21 protein-coding genes are annotated in these 21,011 nt (G+C 29.3%); 2 read left to right on the plus strand and 19 right to left on the minus strand.

From position 1 onward, the window contains the following. Positions 1-164 precede the first annotated feature (164 nt). The 14 genes from IAA47_00705 to rpsB form a co-directional block, all read right to left on the minus strand. Positions 165-1,892 carry a peptidylprolyl isomerase gene (locus tag IAA47_00705; GenBank protein MBU3841516.1) on the minus strand — a complete coding sequence of 576 codons (1,728 nt, stop codon included), beginning with the start codon at positions 1,890-1,892 and terminating at the stop codon, positions 165-167. A gap of 54 nt (positions 1,893-1,946) precedes the next feature. After that, complete coding sequence (locus IAA47_00710; protein ID MBU3841517.1) at positions 1,947-3,332, minus strand: sigma-54 dependent transcriptional regulator; 1,386 nt, start codon at positions 3,330-3,332, stop codon at positions 1,947-1,949. Between the two features lie 146 nt (positions 3,333-3,478). Then, positions 3,479-4,498, minus strand: coding sequence for an RIP metalloprotease RseP (gene rseP / locus IAA47_00715; protein MBU3841518.1), 1,020 nt, complete (start codon positions 4,496-4,498; stop codon positions 3,479-3,481). 10 nt (positions 4,499-4,508) lie between these two features. Continuing rightward, positions 4,509-5,180, minus strand: coding sequence for a thymidylate kinase (locus tag IAA47_00720; protein ID MBU3841519.1), 672 nt, complete (start codon positions 5,178-5,180; stop codon positions 4,509-4,511). Position 5,181: 1 nt separating this feature from the next. Beyond that, a complete protein-coding gene (gene dxr, locus IAA47_00725) occupies positions 5,182-6,333 on the minus strand; it encodes a 1-deoxy-D-xylulose-5-phosphate reductoisomerase (GenBank protein ID MBU3841520.1) in 1,152 nt (383 codons plus the stop codon). Positions 6,334-6,377: 44 nt separating this feature from the next. Beyond that, the gene (locus IAA47_00730) at positions 6,378-7,199 is read right to left on the minus strand and encodes a phosphatidate cytidylyltransferase (protein ID MBU3841521.1); all 822 of its coding nucleotides are present in this window, start codon (positions 7,197-7,199) and stop codon (positions 6,378-6,380) included. Next, positions 7,199-7,885, minus strand: coding sequence for an isoprenyl transferase (locus IAA47_00735; protein MBU3841522.1), 687 nt, complete (start codon positions 7,883-7,885; stop codon positions 7,199-7,201). The genes IAA47_00730 and IAA47_00735 overlap by 1 nt, the downstream gene beginning before the upstream one ends. Before the next feature lie 234 nt (positions 7,886-8,119). Then, positions 8,120-9,598 carry an IS1182 family transposase gene (locus tag IAA47_00740; protein MBU3841523.1) on the minus strand — a complete coding sequence of 493 codons (1,479 nt, stop codon included), beginning with the start codon at positions 9,596-9,598 and terminating at the stop codon, positions 8,120-8,122. Between the two features lie 138 nt (positions 9,599-9,736). Further along, a complete protein-coding gene (locus tag IAA47_00745; GenBank protein ID MBU3841524.1) occupies positions 9,737-11,500 on the minus strand; it encodes a sigma 54-interacting transcriptional regulator in 1,764 nt (587 codons plus the stop codon). An 87-nt stretch (positions 11,501-11,587) separates the two neighbouring features. Next, on the minus strand, positions 11,588-13,027 hold the full coding sequence (locus IAA47_00750; protein MBU3841525.1) for a sodium:solute symporter family protein: 1,440 nt from the start codon (positions 13,025-13,027) through the stop codon (positions 11,588-11,590). A gap of 231 nt (positions 13,028-13,258) precedes the next feature. Beyond that, entirely contained in the window at positions 13,259-13,825 is a 567-nt protein-coding gene (gene frr / locus IAA47_00755; protein ID MBU3841526.1) for a ribosome recycling factor, read from the minus strand. An 18-nt stretch (positions 13,826-13,843) separates the two neighbouring features. After that, on the minus strand, positions 13,844-14,563 hold the full coding sequence (pyrH, locus tag IAA47_00760; GenBank protein MBU3841527.1) for a UMP kinase: 720 nt from the start codon (positions 14,561-14,563) through the stop codon (positions 13,844-13,846). A 67-nt stretch (positions 14,564-14,630) separates the two neighbouring features. Next, entirely contained in the window at positions 14,631-15,524 is an 894-nt protein-coding gene (gene tsf, locus IAA47_00765) for a translation elongation factor Ts (GenBank protein MBU3841528.1), read from the minus strand. Positions 15,525-15,587: 63 nt separating this feature from the next. Next, complete coding sequence (gene rpsB / locus IAA47_00770) at positions 15,588-16,340, minus strand: 30S ribosomal protein S2 (protein MBU3841529.1); 753 nt, start codon at positions 16,338-16,340, stop codon at positions 15,588-15,590. Positions 16,341-16,559: 219 nt separating this feature from the next. Here rpsB and pncA point away from each other — a divergent pair, with 219 nt between their 5' ends. Then, positions 16,560-17,186, plus strand: coding sequence for a bifunctional nicotinamidase/pyrazinamidase (gene pncA, locus IAA47_00775; protein ID MBU3841530.1), 627 nt, complete (start codon positions 16,560-16,562; stop codon positions 17,184-17,186). Positions 17,187-17,252: 66 nt separating this feature from the next. Further along, positions 17,253-17,879: a hemolysin III family protein gene (locus tag IAA47_00780; protein MBU3841531.1), complete on the plus strand. Its 627-nt coding sequence runs from the start codon at positions 17,253-17,255 to the stop codon at positions 17,877-17,879. 100 nt (positions 17,880-17,979) lie between these two features. Here the strand turns inward: IAA47_00780 and IAA47_00785 are convergent, their stop codons facing one another. From IAA47_00785 to rpsK, 5 genes are all read right to left on the minus strand, one after another. After that, positions 17,980-18,420 (minus strand): fructose PTS transporter subunit IIA, encoded by a 441-nt coding sequence (locus IAA47_00785; GenBank protein MBU3841532.1) that lies wholly within the window; start codon positions 18,418-18,420, stop codon positions 17,980-17,982. A 157-nt stretch (positions 18,421-18,577) separates the two neighbouring features. Further along, a complete protein-coding gene (gene rplQ, locus IAA47_00790; GenBank protein ID MBU3841533.1) occupies positions 18,578-18,928 on the minus strand; it encodes a 50S ribosomal protein L17 in 351 nt (116 codons plus the stop codon). A 29-nt stretch (positions 18,929-18,957) separates the two neighbouring features. Then, positions 18,958-19,935 (minus strand): DNA-directed RNA polymerase subunit alpha, encoded by a 978-nt coding sequence (locus IAA47_00795; protein ID MBU3841534.1) that lies wholly within the window; start codon positions 19,933-19,935, stop codon positions 18,958-18,960. Between the two features lie 27 nt (positions 19,936-19,962). Then, a complete protein-coding gene (rpsD, locus tag IAA47_00800; GenBank protein ID MBU3841535.1) occupies positions 19,963-20,550 on the minus strand; it encodes a 30S ribosomal protein S4 in 588 nt (195 codons plus the stop codon). Positions 20,551-20,613: 63 nt separating this feature from the next. After that, positions 20,614-21,003 carry a 30S ribosomal protein S11 gene (gene rpsK / locus IAA47_00805; GenBank protein ID MBU3841536.1) on the minus strand — a complete coding sequence of 130 codons (390 nt, stop codon included), beginning with the start codon at positions 21,001-21,003 and terminating at the stop codon, positions 20,614-20,616. Between the last annotated feature and the right edge of the window lie 8 nt (positions 21,004-21,011).

Genomic DNA, 21,011 nt, shown 5'->3' on the forward strand with positions numbered 1-21,011 from the left:
GATAATACAGCAAAAATACTGAATGACAATTACTATCTAATTCCATTGTTTTTACTCCTATTTTTATATATCTACTGATTGTATTATATCACTTTGTCTTCTAAAAAACAATAGGGCAATTCATCGCACCACCTATAGAGGTGGGCGACTTCTTGCCCGTTAGGTTAAATATATTGTTTCATCTCTTCTTGAGCTTTACTATTTAGATAATCTTCTAAAACTCTATCCTTTACATTTTCAAATTTAGCTTTTTGATATTTAATATCTTCAGTTTTATCAAATATATATATTTTATCATCTATAATAACTGTTTCAACTGTATTTTCAGGAGCATTTAAAATATATTTTGCTAATTTTTCATTATATCCAAGTCCTGAAATATATCCAGCATCATTTATTCTAAAGCTATTACTTTGAATAACATCTGGTCTCTCTTTTCTTAAATTTTCAAATGTAATCTCTTTTGATGAAAGTTTATTTTTTAATTCTGCTATCTCTTTCTCTTTTGAACTGATAGTCTCTTTTGATACTTTAGGAGTAATTAAGATATGACTAGCCTTTGCTTTTCCTTCAGTATCATTTCTATCCTCTATTAGTATTAAATGATATCCAAATACTGTTTCAACAGGTGCAGGATACACTTTTCCTACTTCCCCTTCAAAAACAGCTTTTTGGAAAGGTTCCACCATATCCCCTTTTGAAAACCAACCTAGCTCTCCACCATTGCTAGCACTAGGACCTTGTGACAATTCCTTTGCCTTTTCTTTAAAATTCTCACTTGTTAAAGTTTTCAAAATATTTTCAGCTTCAGCTTTTGCCTTTGCTTTATCTTCAGAAGATGGCTCTATCTGAACTATTGCTATATCAGCTTGAGCACTTGGGAAAATATCATATTTTAAACTATTTTTTTCAAAATACTCTTTTAAATCAGCTTCAGTTGGTTTAATTTGTGATTTAATATTCTCGAATAATCCCTTTTGATACTGTGCAAATTGATAATCCACAGGAAGAGTTCCATCAACTACAACTCCTCTTTTCTTAGCTTCTTCTGCTAATTTAACTTGATTCTCATAGTAAGTATTAGCTTGAACCTTTGCCTCATCTTTATCTATATTACCCATAAATAATATACCTAAAGTTCTTTTAGCTAAATCCACATTAGTTATTTTAAATCCATCTTTATCTATCTCAACTTTTTCCACTAAGTTTTGATACTCTGGAGCAACATTTTCAACCTTAGCATCAAGTTTTAATTCCTCTAAAAGTTTTAAATATCTCTCCATACCTTTTTGTTCTTTTATAGATTTTATAATCTCAGGTTTTACTTCATCTAATGTTTTGCCAGCATATAAGCTATTTTTATTTTCATTGAAATTAGCTAATATCTCTTCATCTGTTGGAGTTATTCCCTCTTGAATTTTTTGGAATGTTTTCTCTATCAACATATTATTTTTTATCTCATTTTTAAAAGTTGTTTTAGTGTACCCTTGTACTGCTAACATTCTCTTAAATTGCTCTCTATTTCCAACTGAATTTTCTATTGCATCATACTGTGCATTTACTTCACTACTTGGAACTTTTATATTTAACTTTTCGGCTATTTTTAAAGTTAGATTTTTATTGATTACATCATCAAAAGCTATCAACTCAATTAAATCTTTATCTAATTTATCACCTAAATATCTAGAATATCCTTGAATTAAACTAGCCTTTGTTTTTTCTACATCAAGCTTTGATATCTTCTCTCCATCTAATTTTAATGCATATACATTAGCTCTATTATATGAACTTCTCATATTCATATAAGCTAATATTGCCGACGAAGTTACAAATAAAATAGTAATTACCCAAATAAAAGGTTTTATATGTTTACGAAATTTTCTTATTGCCATTTTCTTCAGCCAAAGCTGTCCCCTTTCTTAGTTCTTTAAAAATGTTGCTTCTTTCTATTTAAAATCTAAACCATATTTTCTGATTTTTTCATAAAGAGTAGTTCTTCCTATTCCTAATAATTTTGAAGTCTCTTGCTTATTCCATCTAGTCTTTTGAAGAGCTATCGCAATTACTACCTTCTCAACATCTGCTAAGCTATAAATTTCTTGCTCTAATATATCCTTTAATGGCCCTACTCCAACTACTGTTTTATTTTCAACAGTATCAGACTTCATTTTTATCTCTAATGGTAAATCCTCCACATCAATCACTTTATCTGTTGATAAAATTACCATTCTTTCTATCATATTCTTTAACTCTCTAATATTTCCTGGATATGAATACTCCATTAAATATTTCATAGCCTCTCCTGAAATTACTGGAGTATCTCTATGTAACTCTCTTACTATCTTATTTAAGAAATAGTTAGCTAATAATGGGATATCTTCTTTTCTCTCTCTTAAAGGTGGAACTTCTATAGGAAAAGCTGTTAATCTATGGTATAGATCCTTTCTAAATCTTCCTTTTTCTGTTTCATCTTTTAAATCTTTATTACTTGAAGCAATAAATCTTACATCTACTCTTCTTGTTTTATTTCCACCAACTCTTTTTAATTCACCATATTCTATAACTTTTAAAAGTTTAGCTTGACATTTTATGTCCATAGCTGAAATATCATCTAGGAATATAGTTCCACCATCTGCTTCTTCCAAAAGTCCTTTTTTACTTGAATTAGCCCCTGTAAAAGCTCCTCTTTCATATCCAAATAACTCTCTATCCATTGTTTCTTCTGGTAATGAAGCACAGCTTACAACTATATAGTTATTCTTTCTTCTATCACTTTTTTTATAAATTTCTCTTGCTACAATCTCTTTTCCTAATCCATTCTCTCCAGTAATTAATACAGCTAAATCACTTTCTGCTACTTTGTCAACAAGATTTTTTACATCTTTTATTCTTGAAGATTGTCCTACTATCTCACTCTCTTCTTCAAGACTAGCTAATTTTTCTTCTAATTTTCTTTTCTCTTTTAATATCTCTAAATTCTTTAATGCAGGTAAAATTATTCTGTTCATCTCTTTTAATTCTACTGGTTTCATTAAATAGTTATAAATATCAGCATTTTTTAACTCTTGTATAGCTGCTTCTGTTTCATCTTCTAATAGACCAACTATTACGAAATCTTTTCCTAATCCACTTAATTTTCTTTTAGCTTCTGCAAAATTAAACCATGTTAAGTATTCATCTAAAAGAATAATATCAAAATCACTCTCTCTTAACATATCAAGAGCATCTAATAAGTTATTAAATGTAATTATTTCATATTGTTCTGACAATTCTTTTCTTATTTGTTTCAAAGTTTCTTTTCTCTCTGAAATTGCTAAAATAGCATTTTTCATATATTACCTCCACAATATTTATTCTTAATAATCGTATTTTTTGACTTTATCTTATACATGTATTATAATAGATATTTTGTATTTTTTCAAGACTATTTTTTTTATTTTGTACATTTGCCCAATTTTAGGGCATTTTATAATAAGAATTATTTCGTAAGATTGAAAATATCATTTGTAGTAATGAAAATTATAAGTCCAAACAGAATTAACATACCTACCATATGTACCTTTTCTTCTAGTTTTTTATTAACTTTTACTCCTATCATTTCCAATAAAACAAAGATAATTCTTCCACCATCTAATGCTGGAAGAGGTAATAAGTTTAACACTCCTACGTTTACAGATAACAGAGCCATTAACCAAAATACAATTCCCGCTCCCTCTTTTGAAGCTTCTCCAACAACTCTGATGATACCTATTGGTCCACTTAACTCCTCACTCTTTACCTTTCCTGTTACTACCATTTTTAATCCAGTTAAAGTATCCTTTACAATTTTTACTCCACTTTGTAAACTAAGTTTAGATGCTTCTAAAACACTATATTTTTCTATACTATATTCTGGAAGTATTCCCAACATCCCTCTTTTACTATTGGGATCAAAAGTTAATGGTACTGAAACTTCCTCTATTTTTCCATCTCTCTCTAACTTTATAGAAATAGATTCCTGTCCAGTTATTTTTCTTAAATTATCTCCTATATCACTCCAGTTTTTTATCTCATGACCTTCAATCTCTAGTATTCTATCTTTAGGTTGAATATATTTTACTGATTTTGCCTCTTTAAATACATTTCCTATAACAGCTTCATTACTTGGTACATATTTTCCATTTGAGTATATGGAAAAAAACATTATTATAAATGCTAGTAGAAAATTCATAAAAACTCCAGCTATTAAAACTATAAATCTTGCATAGGCTGGTTTAGAATTGAATCCATCTTCAACTTTACTATCTACTTCCATTCCCTCTATATTTACATATCCACCTATCGGTATTGCTCTAAATGAGTATGTTGTTTTCATAGTATCATATGAGTACACTTGTGGTCCCATCCCTATTGAAAACTCACTTACAGGCATTTTAAAAAACTTAGCTGTAATAAAATGTCCAAATTCATGGATAAAAATTATAACTCCTAAAACTAAGATTGCTATTAGTATATTCATCTTCCCTCCATTATAATATCTTCTCAACTACTGAAAAAATCTCTTCTCCTATCTCATCTATTGTTTTCAATCTTCCATTTTCAACACATTTTATCTCTAACCAATTATACTTTTTAGCTATATTACAAGCATTTTCATAGGATTTTTTTAAATAGGAGATATCTTTTTCATGTATATCTTTTATGTCTTCACCTGTTATCTTATTCTTTCTCTGAGCCATTAGCTCTGCAGCTGTCTCTGTTGGCATATTTAAAAAGATTATTAAATCTGGTCTAGGAATTCCCATTTTTGAGTATTCTAACTCTTCTAACCAATCTAAGTACTCATTTTTCTTATCAATACTCTCTATCTTAGAAGCTTGATGAACCATATTTGATGTAGTATATCTATCTGTTACAATTATTCCTCCATCTTGATAAAACTTCTCCCACTCCATTTTATAAGATGCGTATCTATCTATAGCAAACATTGTTGAAACTGGATATGGATTAATATCCAAAGCATTATCTCCAAAAGCTCCTGCTAAGTACATTTTTACTGGTTCACATGCTGGACTTTTATAATTGGGAAAAGATAATTTTCTTACATTAGTTATCTCTTTCTCCAATCTTTCATATAACTTTCTTGTCTGTGTTTCTTTTCCACTAGAATCTGTCCCCTCTATTACTATTAATTTTCCCATCTTACACCTCATAATTTGAGTATACCCACTCTCTTGTTTCTGAGTCTACTCTTTTAATTATTTCAACACCATCAATCTCTAATGGAATGTGTCTTTCCATTGCTTTTTCTATAATTTCATAAATTGTTAAAAACTTTATCTTTCCTTTTAAAAATAATTCAACAGCTACTTCATTTGCTGCATTGAATACTGCTGGCATAGTCTTTCCAGTTCTTCCCGCTCTAAAAGCTAACTCTATTCCTCTAAAAGTATTATGATCTGGCTTTTCAAATGTTAATGTTGAGGCTTTAGTAAAATCTAGTGGCTCTAGTGCTGAGCTTGCCTCTCTTTCTGGATAAGTAAATGCATATTGAATTGGTAATTTCATATCTGGGGCTCCTAATTGAGCTATTACAGACCTATCCTTAAATTCCACCATAGAGTGAATTATACTTTGTGGATGAACTAATACCTCAATATCATTATATGATACTCCAAAAAGTTCATGTGCTTCTATTACTTCTAGTCCTTTATTTACAAGCGTCGATGAATCAATTGTTATCTTTCTTCCCATCGACCAATTTGGATGTTTTAAAGCTTGCTCTACAGTTACCTCTTTTAGTTCTTCTCTCTTTCTACCTCTAAACGTTCCACCACTAGCTGTTATTATTATTTTTCTTACTTCCTCTTTTCTTCCTCCTAAAAGAGATTGAAATATCGCTGAATGTTCACTATCTACAGGAATTATCTCCGCTTTTGGATACTCTTTAAGAAGACTATTTATATAAGGTCCTGCTGCTACCATTGTTTCTTTATTAGCAAGTGCTATTCTTTTCCCCTTCTTTATTCCCTCTACAGTCGCTTCTATTCCTATAGCTCCACTTACTGCAGTTAAAAGTATATCATAATCATCTTTTAATGCTAACTCTTTAAGTCCTTCATCTTTACAATATACCTCTATATTAGGAAACTCTTTTTTTATTATCTCGTATCCCTCTAGTGTTCCTACTGAAACATATTTAGGATTAAACTCTTTTATCTGCTCAATTAAAAGATTATGGTTTGTATATCCACTTAAACCTACTACTTGAAATTTTCCCTCTGATTTTCTAACTACCTCTAAAGCATTTGTTCCAATACTTCCAGTAGAACCTAATACTATTATTTTTTTCATATTTCCTCCTAGAAAAAAATTGGGCGAGTTACCTCACCCTAAGATTATAAAATTATAAATTTTAAAAGATAATACATTACTGGAGCTACAAAAAGCATACTATCAAATCTATCTAATATACCTCCATGCCCACCTAAAATTTTTCCAGAGTCTTTTATCTTAAACTCTCTTTTGAACATAGATTCTCCTAAGTCTCCTATTTGTGCTACTGCACTTATAAAAACTCCTAGTATTATTACATTTAAAATACTCATTCCACCTTGAGCTAAATCAAAATATCTATCTAGTAAAAATAAAGATAGAATTGTAAATATCGTTCCACCTATTGAGCCTTCAATAGATTTTTTTGGACTGATACTATTAAATCCCCTATTAAAAAACTTTCTTCCAATTCCCATTCCAACAAAATAAGCAAGACTATCACATACCCATACCATTATCTGAGCAGTTAAAAGCCATTTTCCACCATTAGGTAATAAGCTTATTAATAAAATATGTGAAAATAAGATACTTGGATATAGAGCTCCCAATAAAGTCTCTCCTAAATCCACACTTGAACTTTCAACTCTATTTTGAAGTACTCTTAAACTTATAGCTATAATTATAGCTATTGCTATTACTCCCTCTACTCCAAAAGATATCATATCTAGCTCTTTAAAAAATAGTACATTAGGAATTATTAAAGCTAATATTATCCCTAATAATTTATGTGGTTTCTTTCCACCCATCTCTGCCATCTGATAAAACTCATAAGCCCCAATTCCTACAATTATATTTGTAAATAACAGAAGTGGCAATCCTCCATAATACAAAACACCTATTAGAATAGGAATTCCTATTAGAGCTACAATTATTCTACTTAACATTATTTTACTCCTCCAAATCTTCTCTCTCTTTTATTATAACTCTCAATAGCTTTATCCAATTCTTCTTCATCAAAATCAGGCCAAAGAGTATCTGTAACATAAATCTCAGAGTAAGCTATTTGCCACAATAAGAAGTTTGAAATTCTTAACTCCCCGCTTGTCCTTATTAAAAGTTCTGGATCTGGGATATTATTATACAAATACTTTGAAAATTCTTCCTCAGTAATCTCTGTTCTTCCTGACCTTAAAATTCTATTCACAGCATCTAATATCTCAGCTCTTCCCCCATAATTAAAAGCTATATTAAAAGTAAGCCCACTATTATTTTTACTTTTTTCTTGAAGATTATCTATAGCTTCTAACAGTGATTTACTCACATTCTCTTTCCTTCCAGAAACCATAAATCTAATATTATTTTCCATAATATTTTTCTCTTCATTCTTTATATAATTTTTGAATAGAAACATTAAAGCATTTACTTCATCTTGGCTCCTTTTCCAATTTTCTGTTGAAAAGGCATAAACAGTAAGATATTTAACTCCTATCTCAGCTGCATGAGTTATTATTTTTCTCAATGCTCCTGCTCCCTCTTTATGACCAAAGGTTCTAGGAAGTCCCCTTTTTTTTGCCCATCTTCCGTTTCCATCCATAATTATAGCTATATGATTTGGTATTTGTTTTTCCATCTTTTCACCTCTCTATGCTTTGTAAATTGTACCATATTTACACAAATTTTTCTACTGATTTGTTTTTATGGCAAAAATAAAAAGGGGCTGTTGCAAATTGATGATTTTTAATCATTAATTTGCTCAGCTCTTTTTTTTACCAAAAAAATAGAAACCATTTTTATGATTTCTAAAAATTTTATAATTTTATTTATTTTTCTGTAGCACAAAAAACAGTTTAAATTTTTAATTAAATTAAACTGCTTTCAATGGATGAAGTGTTGTTCCTTTGCAGTTTCTTATCCTTCGGCTTATGTATCTATTAAAATTGTAGCCCATACAAAATATTCCTATCTCTCTTAAAACACTTCTTTTACCTCGCACTTTTAACTTTCTCAATTTCATATCTTCTTTTAAAACTGCGAAAGCTCCTTCAACTTGAATACTTCTATTTAATCTCAAACGTTTTCCATATTCGCTTGAAATATTTTCTTTTGATTTATCTGATAGTATTCTGAATCTCGCATTGTATTTTACTTTTTTCTCTGTTTTAGAATTAAAAAAATAATATATTGTCCCTTTTTTATTCGAATAAAGATAATTTAATTCAAAACCATCTTTTCTAAAAAGTTTATTTTCTTTAGAATTGTAAATTAAATTTTCAACTCTGTTTAAATCATTTTTAAATTTCCTTGTTTTTGATTTTTCAAAATATATTGGTTTTATATATGAATTATATCCATTTTTCTCTAAATATTCATAATTATTGATACTTTCATATCCCGCATCAGCAACTACATTTTTTATATTTAAATTTAAAGCTGATATTTTATCAAGAAATGGAATTAAAGTTTTTGAATCTGATGGATTTGGAAAAACATCATAAGCACAAATATACTCACTTATGACTCCTATCTGTAAATTATATCCAGGTTTTAATTGCCCATTTCTCATGTAATCATCTTTCATCCGCATAAATGTAGCATCAATATCAGTTTTAGAGTAACTATTTCTTCCGCGAAAATTAATAAAATGATTTGAATATCGTTTATATTTTTCTAAATAATCCATACATTTCTCAAAATATTTCTGTTCTTTAAACTTTCTATGTCCTCTTCCTTTTACAAATTTAATATTAATATTAGATAAATAGGAACAAATTTCTAAGAAACTTTCATAATTTTTATTAAAATCATTATTAAAATTTTCGATTAGAAGTTCTATTTTTTTATCTAATCTTGAACTATATTTTTCAACAGAACCTCTCCAAACAAAAGAATATCTGTTTGAATATGCCTCAATTTTAGTTCCATCAATATATATGGTATCAGTAGAAATATTCTCCATTTCAAAAATTATTTTTAAAAATTGTTCAAACAAATTAGGAAGTAAATGCTCAATTTTGTTTAAAAATCTAGAAATAGTAGAATGATCAAGAAGAGCCGAATCTTGTAAAAGAAATCTAAATTTGATATTTTCCTGACACGCGAGTTCAATATCTCTAGTAGAATATATTCCTCTGGAATAAGCATAAAGAATGATAGCAAACATTCTAATAGGATGCACCTTAGTTTTGTAAGAAAATACTTGCAAAAGTATAGAAAAATCCATTTCCTCCAAAATGGCGCTAAGTTTTCTTACAGGGTCATCATCAGAAATTTGATATTGTAAAAGATTAAAAATTTTAGGTTGAATTAAATTAAAATACATGTTATTATTAGTTAGGTTTGACATAGGTATATTGTATTAGAAATTTGAAAAAATTTCGAGTACTTTATACCTTTTTTTTATGTAAAAAAAAGCTAAAGAGATAAAAAATCTCTTCAGCTAAATTCAAAAGTTTGGGCTATTTAAATTTGCAACAGCCCCTTTCTATAATTTAAACTTTTCAATTTTTCTATAAAGTGTTGCTATTCCAATTCCTAGTTCTTTAGCACACATCTCTTTTCCTTCCCTCGATGTTCCATATTTTTTTAAACTTTCTTTTATCATCTCTTTTTCTACCGCTTCTAAAGTCAAAGTATTATTTACTTTAAATGAGGCTCTTTCTATTGTTTTTTGTTTTTTATTAAGCTTTTCTTCTATCTTCACTACTACTTCATTATCTAAATTGCCAAATTCATCTTGCATATTTACTAAATATTCTATAATATTTTCAAGTTCTCTAATATTCCCAGGCCAATTGTAATTTTTTAAAATTTTTAATAAATTTGAATCAACTTTCAATAAACTTTTATTAAAAGAGAGACTATATTTTTTTATCAAACTTTCTAATAATATCTCAATATCCTCTTTTCTTTCTCTTAATGGTGGTAATTCAATTTCTAAAACATTTAATCTATAATATAGATCTTTTCTAAATTTTCCTTGTTCTATTAAAGAAAGTAAATCAGCATTTGTTGCAGCTATAACCCTAATATTTAAATCTATACTTTTATTTGAGCCTAATCTTTCTATCTTTCTCTCCTGTAATACTCTTAAAAGTTTTACCTGTAAACTAAGTGGCATCTCTCCAATTTCATCTAAAAATATAATACCATTATTAGCTAGTTCAAATTTTCCTATTCTTCCTTCGCCACTTGCTCCACTAAAGGCTCCTCTTACATAACCAAATAATTCACTTTCTAATAATGTCTCTGGAATAGCACCACAGTTAATAGCTACAAAAGGATCATTTACCCGATCACTGCAACTGTGTATAGCTTTTGCAACTAATTCCTTTCCTGTTCCGCTTTCTCCAGTAATTAAAATAGTTGATGGACTGTTAGCAATTTTCTTAATCATTTTTCTAACTTCTTCTATTTTTTTGCTATTACCAATTATATTAAATATATCTGTTCTTACATCTTCGATATCTTTTTCTTTCATCTCTTTTAATCTATTTTTTCTTATTTTATCAAATAAAAATATCTCATACTCTTTATTCATAAAAGACTTTAATTTAAATAATTTTCCTTGAACATTTAATCTATTTCCTTCTATTTCTAAAATATATACTTGTTCATTATCTAATTTCTCTCTTTTAGATATTAAGTTTACTTTTTTTATGGAATATTCTAAATTTTCTTCAATTTTTAATTTCTCTATAGCGCTACTATTAATATCTATAATTTCTCTATTTTCATTTAATATTATTAAACCTTTATCATAATTATTAATAATATTTTTTAAAATATCTACTCTCTCTCTTTTATCTATTTCTTCTTCAGTTTCAAAAAGTTTACTTGAAATGAGATCACTTATTTGTTCAGTAAATTTTAAGTAAGAATTCATATTTCTTATTAATCTTTCTTTATCTTCCTTCTTGAAACATACTAACCCAATAACTCCAACTATTTTTCCTTTATAAAATATTGGAGCAGATATTTCTAACTCTTCAGTACAAATTTCTTTATCTTTACATTTTATACATAAATTATTTTTTCTTGGATCTTCTATCACTTGACTTTTCTCTGTTTTAAAAATAAAAGAGTATACTAATCCTTCACATTTTTTCTCTATATTTTTTTCAAAATATCCTGTTCCAGCTATTCTTATCAAATTTTCATCTACTATTTCTACTTCACATTGTAATACATTTGCTATTACTTCAACATATTGTTTTATATAATTTTGAATTTTCTTTAGTAACATTATTTTCTCCTTATTTTGTGTAAAAAAGGCCATAGATAAATTAATAATCTACAGCCTAAAAAATTCATACAAATATATTTTTTTATATACTTAACTATTTAAATTTTGTTCCTTATTATATTTCTCAATATGTTCATCTGTTATTGCAGATGGTGCTGGCGGTACACCCATACTTGATTGAATTATTGCTACCGTAAAAAAAACTACAGTACTCACAATTGAACCAAAAACTACAGACATTATTCCATATGGCTCTCCTAAATACTGCCATACAAAAGCAGCTATACTTCCAAATAACAAAGATAATTTTCCTGAAGCTACAGTAGACTTTTTATATATCAAGCCAAAAATTAATGATGCAAACGGCCCTGCAGAACGAATTGTAAATGCAAACACTAACAAAGGAATTACTTGAGTATTTGTTATAGCTATTGCTAATGAAACGGCTCCTACTACAACTATTACAGCTTTTGAAACAAAAACTAAATCTTTTCCAGAAGCATTTTTCTTTAAATATCTTTTATAGATATCATTAGTAAATAGTGTTGATACTGCAATCATATTTCCAGAAGCACTTGACATTGTTGCAGCACACACAGCTGCTAATACAACACCTCCTAAAATAGGAGGACAAAAATTTACTGCAGCTGTTGCCATTGCATTATTTGGGTTAATACCCGGAAATTTTGCCAATGCAACAAGTCCTATTATTGCCGGTATAAATCCATATACAGCCATTATTATTGCACATAAAAATGAACCCTTTTTAGCCACATGCATATCTTTAGCTGCAAAATATCTTTGTACAGCTTCTTGCCCTGTTGAGAATGTCATAAAGTACATTAAAATTAATCCTATTATTGTTTTCCATCCAACTTTAGTTAATCCTAATTGTCCTGGAGGTAATAATGACTTTACATTTTCCCAACCACCTGCATTTTTTACTATTACTGGCATTGCTATTGCCATTCCAACTGTTATAAAAACAATATGAATAATATCTGTTGCTGTTACGGATACTAATCCACCTAACATTGTATATATAGTTATTATTACACCAGCTAATACTATTGTTTTTCCTAAATCCATTCCTGTTATTGTACTAATAATTGTAGAAGTCGCTATTATTTGTACTGCTCCTGCAATAAATCCAGCTATTATTGATAAAATTGTTGCAAAGAGATGTGCACTAGTTCCATAACGTCTCTCTAATATTTCGGGTATAGTTGTTGCCATAGCTTTTCTAAGATATGGAGCTATAAATGATACTAAAAATATACCTATACCTGAGCAAACTACGTACCAACCTGCAGAAAGTCCCCAATCACCATATGCCTTAGCTGCAACTCCAACAGTACTTCCCCCACCAATTTCTGCTGCTGCAAGTGTTCCTGCTAACATAAATGGTCCTAAGCTTCTTCCAGCTAATAAATAATCGTCTGCTTCTTTTACTTTTTTTCTTGTTGTACTTATAACTGCTACTGCAACTATAACAGCCATGTAAAGTAAAATAATTATTGTTGTTGTCATATTCCCTCCTAAATATATTTTATTATACCTGTATATTTAGCAAATTATATGCCAGTTTTATTCTTTATTTTTTGTTCTTTTTATAACCAATTGCATCATTTTTAGTAAAAAAACATTATAAAAAAATATAAAAATTCATTTTGAGATTTTTTTATTATAATGATAATAGGATTTTTAATAAAAGATAAAAACTGCATCCAAGACTAATTTGAATGCAGTTTATTAAATACATTATACAGTTGTTATTTCTTTTTCTTTTTTAGCAAATAACTCATCTATCTCTTTAATATGAGCATCTGTTAATTTTTGAATTTCAGTTTCTAAGTTCTTAACTTCATCTTCAGAAACTGGATTTTCTTTATCTTTTAATAATTTTTTAAGATCATTATTTCCATCTTTTCTTATATTTCTTACAGCAACTTTTCCATTTTCAGCTTCAGATTTAGCCATTTTTACATACTCTTTTCTTCTATCAGCAGTTAATTCTGGCATTATTAATCTTATAACTTTTCCATCGTTGTTAGGTGTTAATCCTAAGTTAGCTGCAATTATAGCTTTTTCTATTTTAGCTATTAATCCTTTATCCCATGGATCGATTACTAGTAATCTTGCTTCTGGAGCAGATACAGATCCTACTTGATTTAATGGCATTTCAGAACCATATTGCTCTACTTTTATTCCATCTAACATAGAAACATTGGCTCTTCCTGCTCTTATAGATGTGAATTTGTGTTTTGTTGCTTCTACAGCTTTTCCCATTTTTTCTTTACATAAGCTTACTACTTCTTTACCAGTCATAAATTTCCTCCTAAAATATTAATCAGCTATTACTGTTGTTCCTATTTTTTCTCCCATTATTACCTTTTTGATATTTCCCTCTGTTAAAGAATCAAAAACAATAATAGGAAGTCTATTTTCTCTACATAATGAAATTGCAGTTGCATCCATTACTTTTAAATTTTTATTTAAAACCTCTGTATAAGTTACAGTTTCATATTTTACTGCATCTGAATATTTTACAGGATCTTTATCATATATTCCATCAACTTTAGTAGCCTTTAATACAACTTCTGTATTCATCTCAATTGCTCTTAATGCTGCAGCTGTATCAGTTGTAAAATATGGATTTCCTGTTCCTGCTCCAAATATAACTACTCTACCTTTTTCAAGGTGTCTTTGAGCTCTTCTCTTTATAAATGGTTCAGCTATTTTAGGCATTTCTATAGCTGTAAGTACTCTTGTTTGTACTCCTAACTTTTCTATAGAGTTTTGAAGAGCAAGAGAGTTAATTACAGTAGCTAACATTCCCATGTGATCTCCTGTTACTCTATCTACCCCTTGAGTTGCTCCAGATAGTCCTCTGAAAATATTTCCTCCACCTATAACTACTGAAACTTCTACTCCTAAGTCGGCTATTTCTTTTATTTGTCTAGCATATGATGCTATTACATCTGATGAAATTCCAAATTCTTGCTCTCCCATTAGAGCTTCTCCACTAAGTTTTAATAGAACTCTTTTATAAAATGGCTTCTCCATAGCTCCTCCTAATTTTAATTTTTAAAAAAATAGGGATGCGGTTGCATCCCCATTATGCTGTTATCTATTATCCTCTGATTTGAGCTGCAACTTCTTCTGCGAAGTTCTCTTCTTTTTTCTCGATTCCATCTCCAACTTTATATCTTGCGAAAGATACTACTGTTGAAGGTGCTGCGAATTGAGCAACAGTTTCTTTATTTTCTGCTCTTACATAGATTTGGTCTACTAAACAGTTTTCTTCATAGAATTTGTTCATTTTTCCAACTAGTATTTTTTCAATTATTTGAGCTGGTTTTCCTTCAGCTTCTAATTGTTTTCTAGCTATTTCTTTTTCATGCTCTAAGTCAGCAGTTGTAACTTGAGTTTCATTTAAGTATTTAGGATCCATTGCTGCTACGTGCATAGCTATATCTCTAGCTTTAGCTATGTTTGCTTCAGTAGCCTCTCCAGTTAATTCAACTATAACTCCTAGTTTTCCTCCTAAGTGGCTATAAGTTGCTACGAAACCATCTTTAGATTCAGTTTCGTGGATTCTTCTGATGTTCATGTTTTCTCCGATTTTAGCTATTAAATCAGTTACTGCTTGAGCAACAGTTTTTCCTGGTTCTATTTCAGCTTCATTTAAAGCTTCAACAGTTTTTACATTATTTGCAATAGCAATTTCAGCTAATTTCTTTCCGAAATCTTTAAACTCTACGTTTTTAGCAACGAAGTCAGTTTCAGAGTTGAACTCGATTAATACAGCTCTTTTGTTATCTGCTGATACAGCATCAAAAATTAATCCTTCAGCCGCTATTCTTCCAGCTTTCTTAACTGCTTTAGCAATTCCTTTCTCTCTTAAGTAGTCAATTGCTTTTTCCATATCTCCATTATTTTCCATTAGTGCCTTTTTACAATCCATCATTCCAGCACCAGTTCTTTCTCTTAGTTCTTTTACTAAACCAGCTGTTATTTCTGCCATTTTTTCCTCCTAATAAAATTTTATTTTATTAATTTATGCTCAACGAAATTAGATGAGTAAAAATTACTCAGCTACTACTTCTTCCTCTACTACAACTTCTTCTTCAGTAGCAGGAACTTCTACTACTTCTTTACCTTGGTTTCCTTCAATGATTGCGTTAGCCATTACAGATGAGATTAATTTTACAGATCTGATAGCATCATCGTTTGCAGGAATTGGATAAGTTATTAAATCTGGATCTACGTTTGTATCGATCATTGCAAATACAGGAATTCCTAAGTCAGAAGCTTCTTTTATAGCTAGAGTTTCTTTTTTACAATCTACGATAAATACAGCTGCAGGAATTTCTTTCATATCTTTAATTCCGCAAAGGTTTTTAGATAATTTTGCTAATTCTTTTCTGAAGTTAGCTGCTTCTTTTTTAGTGTAAGCAGTATCTAAAGTTCCATCTGCTTCCATTTGCTCTAACTCTTTTAATCTTTCAACTCTTGTTTTGATAGTAGAGAAGTTAGTTAACATTCCTCCTAACCATCTGTTGTTTACATAGTACATTCCTGATCTTTCAGCTTGCTCTTTTACAGCTTCTTGAGCTTGTTTTTTAGTTCCTACGAATAGAACTTTTCCACCTTGCTCAGCTATTTCTCTCATTACTGCATAAGCTTCTTCGATTTTCTTTAAAGATTTGTGTAAATCGATTACGTGGATTCCATTTCTTTCTGTGAAGATGTACTTAGCCATTTTTGGGTTCCATCTTTTTGCTTGGTGTCCAAAGTGAACTCCAGCTTCTAATAATTGTTTCATTGTTATTACTGCCATTTTTTCCTCCTAATAGTCTTTTGGTTTTTCTTCCATCAGTCTCAAAACTAAGCAATTTTCATTGAAAACACCCGGCTTAGAAATAACTGATGTGTGTATTTCACAACGGTTTATTTTATCATATTTTTTAAAAAATGTCAATATTTTCAATGGATAGTTATACATTTTCTTCTAAAAAATGGTATAATAAAGTTAGAAAAAATATTTTAGGAGGATTTTATGAGAGCTTTACTATTAGTAGATTTACAAAATGATTTTTGCAAAAATGGTGCACTAGAAGTAAAAGATGGGGATTTGGTAATTCCAGTTGCTAATTCTTTAATAAAAAAATTTAAAGAAAATGATGATTTAATAATTGCAACTAAAGATTGGCATCCAATTACACACAAGAGCTTTGCTAGTAATTCAAATGGTAAAATTGGAGATATTGGAGAACTTGCTGGTTTACCTCAAGTTTGGTGGCCTAATCATTGTGTACAAAATAGTTTTGGAAGTGAATTTCATCCAGAATTAAATTCAAAAGATATTAAATTAACTATTTATAAAGGAACTGACATTGATATTGATTCCTACAGTGCATTTTTTGATAATGGAAAACGTAAAAAAACAAATCTTGATCAAATTTTAAAAGATAGTGATATAGATACCCTATATATTTTAGGATTAGCTACTGATTATTGTATAAAATTTACTGTACTTGATGCTTTGGAATTAGGATATAAAGTATATTTAGTTGAAGATGGCTGCAAAGGTGTAAATTTAACTCCAAATTCTTCCAATGAAGCTATCAAAGAGATGCAAGAAAGAGGTGCGATTATTCTTAAAAGTTTCAATATTTTAAAATAGTATAAATTTAAAATTTTTTAAAATAACTATAATTAAATAATAATTTTTATTTTAATGGAGGTATTTATGGAAGAAATTTCGAGAGCTGAAGAGTGGGTAAATTCTCTTACACATTATTTTGGTGTGATTCTAGCACTAATAGGAACAGGAGCTTTAATAGTAAAAACTTTAGAAAGTAACAATACTGGCTATTTTATTGGTTCTATGTTCTTTTGTTTCTCTTTAGTTTTACTTTACTCTATGTCAGGAACATATCATATTTTATATACTGGAAATTTAAAAAAAATATTTAAAATTCTAGACCACTCTGCTATTTATATTTTAATAGCAGGTTCCTATACACCATATCTTTTAGGATTTTTTGATGGAAAAATTAAATGGATTTTATTTTTTATACAATGGGGAATAGCTTTAATTGGAATTATTTTTAAAGTTTTTTTTATTGGAAAATTTAAAATTTTTTCTACATTAATATATCTTTTTATGGGATGGATGATAATTTTTGTCTTTGATGATCTTAAAAATTTAATAAGTCCATTATCATTAAAATTACTAATAGCTGGTGGTATATCTTACTCTATTGGTACAATTTTTTACGCTATGAAAAAAATAAAATTTATGCATGGAGTATGGCATCTATTTGTATTAGCAGGAAGTATCTTTAATTATTTATCTGTTTACTTTATTCTATAGTCATTATAATTTAAAAATAAAAAGGAAGAAAAGTTCATTTTTTAATAAGACTTTCTTCCTTTTGTCATATAATTCTTTATCTTATCTTTTAACTAAATCACTAGCTATTTATTAATTGAACTATCTCTTCTATATTGTTACTCGTTTCTATCTTTTCTCTAAACTTTTCATTTAATATTTTCTTAGATAATTCAACTAAAGTATCATTATGTAAAACTTGTCCATCTTTTTCTGAAACTGCTAACATAAATATTACTTTTACTTTTTCATTTTCTTGAAGATTCCATAAAACTGGATTTTTTACTCTCATAAAAGCTACTACCGATTCTTTTACACATGCTCCTTTTCCATGAGGTAACCCTATACCATAACCAACAGTTGTAGCTGCTATCTCTTCTCTCTTATAAACAGAGTTTAGGTATTCCTCATAGTCATTTAAATATCCAGCTTCTAATAATTTAGTAGCTAATAACTTTATTACCTCATCTTTAGATAAATTCTCCTCATTACTTAAAACTACCAATTTTTCCACTATTTTCATATTTGTCCCCCCTGTAAAGTTAGTGTTTCTAGTTAATATAATTATACTTTTTTATATTAATTTATTCAAGAGGTGGTATTAAATAAAGAAATCAAATTATAATTTCCTTAGGCATAAAAAAAGAGGAGTATTTCTACTCCTCATATCTAACTAATTATTAAACTAGCTCGATTATAGCCATTTCAGCTGAGTCACCTTTTCTAACAGTAGTTTTGATGATTCTTGTATATCCACCATTTCTTTCTGCATATTTAGGTGCTATTTCGTTGAATAACTTAGCTACTACTTCTTCGTTTCTTAAGAAAGCAAATGCATTTCTTCTAGAAGCTAGAGTATTTTTCTTTCCTAAAGTTATCATTCTCTCAGCAAATTTTCTTAATTCTTTTGCTCTAGTTACAGTAGTTTCTATTTTCTCTGCACTTAGTAAAGATATAGTTAAGTTTTTTAGCATAGCTTTTCTATGGTCAGCTCTTCTACCTAACTTTCTATATGATTTATTGTGATTCATTTAGTTAGCTATCCTCCTTATTAATCTTCTTACTCAGGAGATCCATTTTGAGTTAGATCATATCCTAATTCTTTCATTTTTTCTAGGATCTCATCTAAAGACTTTCTTCCTAGATTTTTAATTTTTAGAAGCTCATTTAACGATAGTTTCGCTAATTGACTTACTTCTTCTATTCCAGCTTTCTTTAAGCAGTTAAATGATCTAACTGTTAAATCTAGCTCTTCTATTTTAGTATTTAGAATATTATCATCTTTAGAGTGAGTAGTTGAATCTTCTTCTTCATCTTCCACTTCTGCTCTTAGGTTTTCCATTTTATTACCTAATTCTAATAATGGATCGAAGTGTAATTTTAATAACTCAACTGCATAAGATAATGCATCTCTTATTTCTATGCTTCCATCTGTTTCGATTTCTAAAGTTAGTTTGTCGAAATCAGTCATTCTACCAACCATAGTATCTTGGATAGTATATGATACCTTTTTAATTGGTGTATATATAGCATCAACAGCTATATAATCTACTGGCCAATCTTTTCTTTCGATATCTTCTGATACAACAAATCCCTCTCCAGTATCTACAAGAAATTCCATGTCAAGTTCTCTATCTGTAGTTATTGTACAAATAACTTGTTCAGGATTTACTATTTCTATTCCTACATCAGGTATTATATCAGCTGCAGTTACTGTTTTTGGTCCCTTAACAGAAAGAGTCATTTTTCTTTCACCGCTAGTTTCAGCTTTAACAACTATTTCTTTTACGTTTAAGATTATTTCAGTTACAGCTTCTTTTATTCCTTCCATAACAGAGAATTCACTTAATACACCGTTAATTCTCACACCTTTAATAGCAGCTCCTGGGATAGACGAAAGTAAAACTCTTCTCAAAGCATTACCAACAGTATGCCCATAACCTCTATATAAAGGCTCAACTATGTATTGACCTTTAAATTCATTCTCTTTTACTTCAGTTATATTGATACCCCTTGCATGTTTCTCAATCTTTAACATTTAATCAACTCCTATTAAAAGGGCTTATTATCTAGAGTAGAACTCAACTATTAATGACTCGTTTAAATCGAAATCTAGATCATCTTTAGTTGGGTTTTGTAAAACTTTACCAGAGAAAGCTGCTCTATCTAGCTCTAACCATGCTGGTACAGTTGCATCTTCTACAGATGTTTTGATTATATCTAAGTTTTTAGAATTTTCTATTATAGAGATAACGTCTCCTACTTTTACTCTGTAAGAAGCGATGTTAACTCTTCTTCCGTTTACAGCTACGTGTCCGTGAGAAACGATTTGTCTAGCTTGTCTTCTAGTTTTAGCAAATCCTAATCTGTAAACTACGTTCTCTAATCTTCTTTCTAAGTATTCGATTAAAGTTAAACCAGTTACACCAAGTTTTCTTGCTGCTTCCTCGTATATCTTTCTGAATTGTTTTTCCATTACGTTATATATAAATTTTGCTTTTTGTTTTTCTCTTAATTGAACTGCATACTCTGTAGGCTTTTTGTTTGCATTTGGTCTAGGTCCTCTTTTAGAAGATTTGTTAACTCCTAAAACTACTGGATCAATTCCTAGCGCTCTACATTTCTTCAATACAGGCTGTCTATTTCTTGCCATTTTCTAAATATTCCTCCTTTGTATTCATTTTGCCGCAATAATTTTCAAAATAAATAAGTGAGATTACACTCTTCTTCTTTTTGGTGGTCTACATCCATTGTGTGGGATAGGAGTAACGTCAGTTATTTTAGTTACTTCTAATCCAGCTGCTTGTAATGATCTGATACAAGCTTCTCTTCCTGATCCTGGACCTTTCACTCTTACTTCTACTTTTTTCATTCCATTTTCCATAGCTATGTTTGCTGCTTGTTCAGCTGCGATTTGAGCTGCAAATGGAGTTCCTTTCTTAGTACCTTTGAAACCAGATGTTCCTCCTGATTTCCAACTTACAACTTTACCTTCTGCATCAGTAATAGCAACTATTGTGTTATTAAAAGTTGAATGTATATGGGCAACTCCGTTAGGAATATTTTTAACTTTCTTTTTAATCTTAGCTACCTTCTTTTTAGCCAACTTAAGCT

The organism is Candidatus Fusobacterium pullicola, from assembly GCA_018883725.1.
GTDB lineage: Bacteria > Fusobacteriota > Fusobacteriia > Fusobacteriales > Fusobacteriaceae > Fusobacterium_A > Fusobacterium_A pullicola.

Excerpts from the sequence above, each read along its gene's own strand:
- IAA47_00705 (MBU3841516.1), bottom strand. The coding sequence starts at position 1,892 with ATGGCAATAAGAAAATTTCGTAAACATATAAAACCTTTTATTTGGGTA.
- IAA47_00710 (MBU3841517.1), bottom strand. The coding sequence starts at position 3,332 with ATGAAAAATGCTATTTTAGCAATTTCAGAGAGAAAAGAAACTTTGAAA.
- rseP (MBU3841518.1), bottom strand. The coding sequence starts at position 4,498 with ATGAATATACTAATAGCAATCTTAGTTTTAGGAGTTATAATTTTTATC.
- IAA47_00720 (MBU3841519.1), bottom strand. The coding sequence starts at position 5,180 with ATGGGAAAATTAATAGTAATAGAGGGGACAGATTCTAGTGGAAAAGAA.
- dxr (MBU3841520.1), bottom strand. The coding sequence starts at position 6,333 with ATGAAAAAAATAATAGTATTAGGTTCTACTGGAAGTATTGGAACAAAT.
- IAA47_00730 (MBU3841521.1), bottom strand. The coding sequence starts at position 7,199 with ATGTTAAGTAGAATAATTGTAGCTCTAATAGGAATTCCTATTCTAATA.
- IAA47_00735 (MBU3841522.1), bottom strand. The coding sequence starts at position 7,885 with ATGGAAAAACAAATACCAAATCATATAGCTATAATTATGGATGGAAAC.
- IAA47_00740 (MBU3841523.1), bottom strand. The coding sequence starts at position 9,598 with ATGTCAAACCTAACTAATAATAACATGTATTTTAATTTAATTCAACCT.
- IAA47_00750 (MBU3841525.1), bottom strand. The coding sequence starts at position 13,027 with ATGACAACAACAATAATTATTTTACTTTACATGGCTGTTATAGTTGCA.
- frr (MBU3841526.1), bottom strand. The coding sequence starts at position 13,825 with ATGACTGGTAAAGAAGTAGTAAGCTTATGTAAAGAAAAAATGGGAAAA.
- pyrH (MBU3841527.1), bottom strand. The coding sequence starts at position 14,563 with ATGGAGAAGCCATTTTATAAAAGAGTTCTATTAAAACTTAGTGGAGAA.
- tsf (MBU3841528.1), bottom strand. The coding sequence starts at position 15,524 with ATGGCAGAAATAACAGCTGGTTTAGTAAAAGAACTAAGAGAAAGAACT.
- rpsB (MBU3841529.1), bottom strand. The coding sequence starts at position 16,340 with ATGGCAGTAATAACAATGAAACAATTATTAGAAGCTGGAGTTCACTTT.
- pncA (MBU3841530.1), top strand. The coding sequence starts at position 16,560 with ATGAGAGCTTTACTATTAGTAGATTTACAAAATGATTTTTGCAAAAAT.
- IAA47_00780 (MBU3841531.1), top strand. The coding sequence starts at position 17,253 with ATGGAAGAAATTTCGAGAGCTGAAGAGTGGGTAAATTCTCTTACACAT.
- IAA47_00785 (MBU3841532.1), bottom strand. The coding sequence starts at position 18,420 with ATGAAAATAGTGGAAAAATTGGTAGTTTTAAGTAATGAGGAGAATTTA.
- rplQ (MBU3841533.1), bottom strand. The coding sequence starts at position 18,928 with ATGAATCACAATAAATCATATAGAAAGTTAGGTAGAAGAGCTGACCAT.
- IAA47_00795 (MBU3841534.1), bottom strand. The coding sequence starts at position 19,935 with ATGTTAAAGATTGAGAAACATGCAAGGGGTATCAATATAACTGAAGTA.
- rpsD (MBU3841535.1), bottom strand. The coding sequence starts at position 20,550 with ATGGCAAGAAATAGACAGCCTGTATTGAAGAAATGTAGAGCGCTAGGA.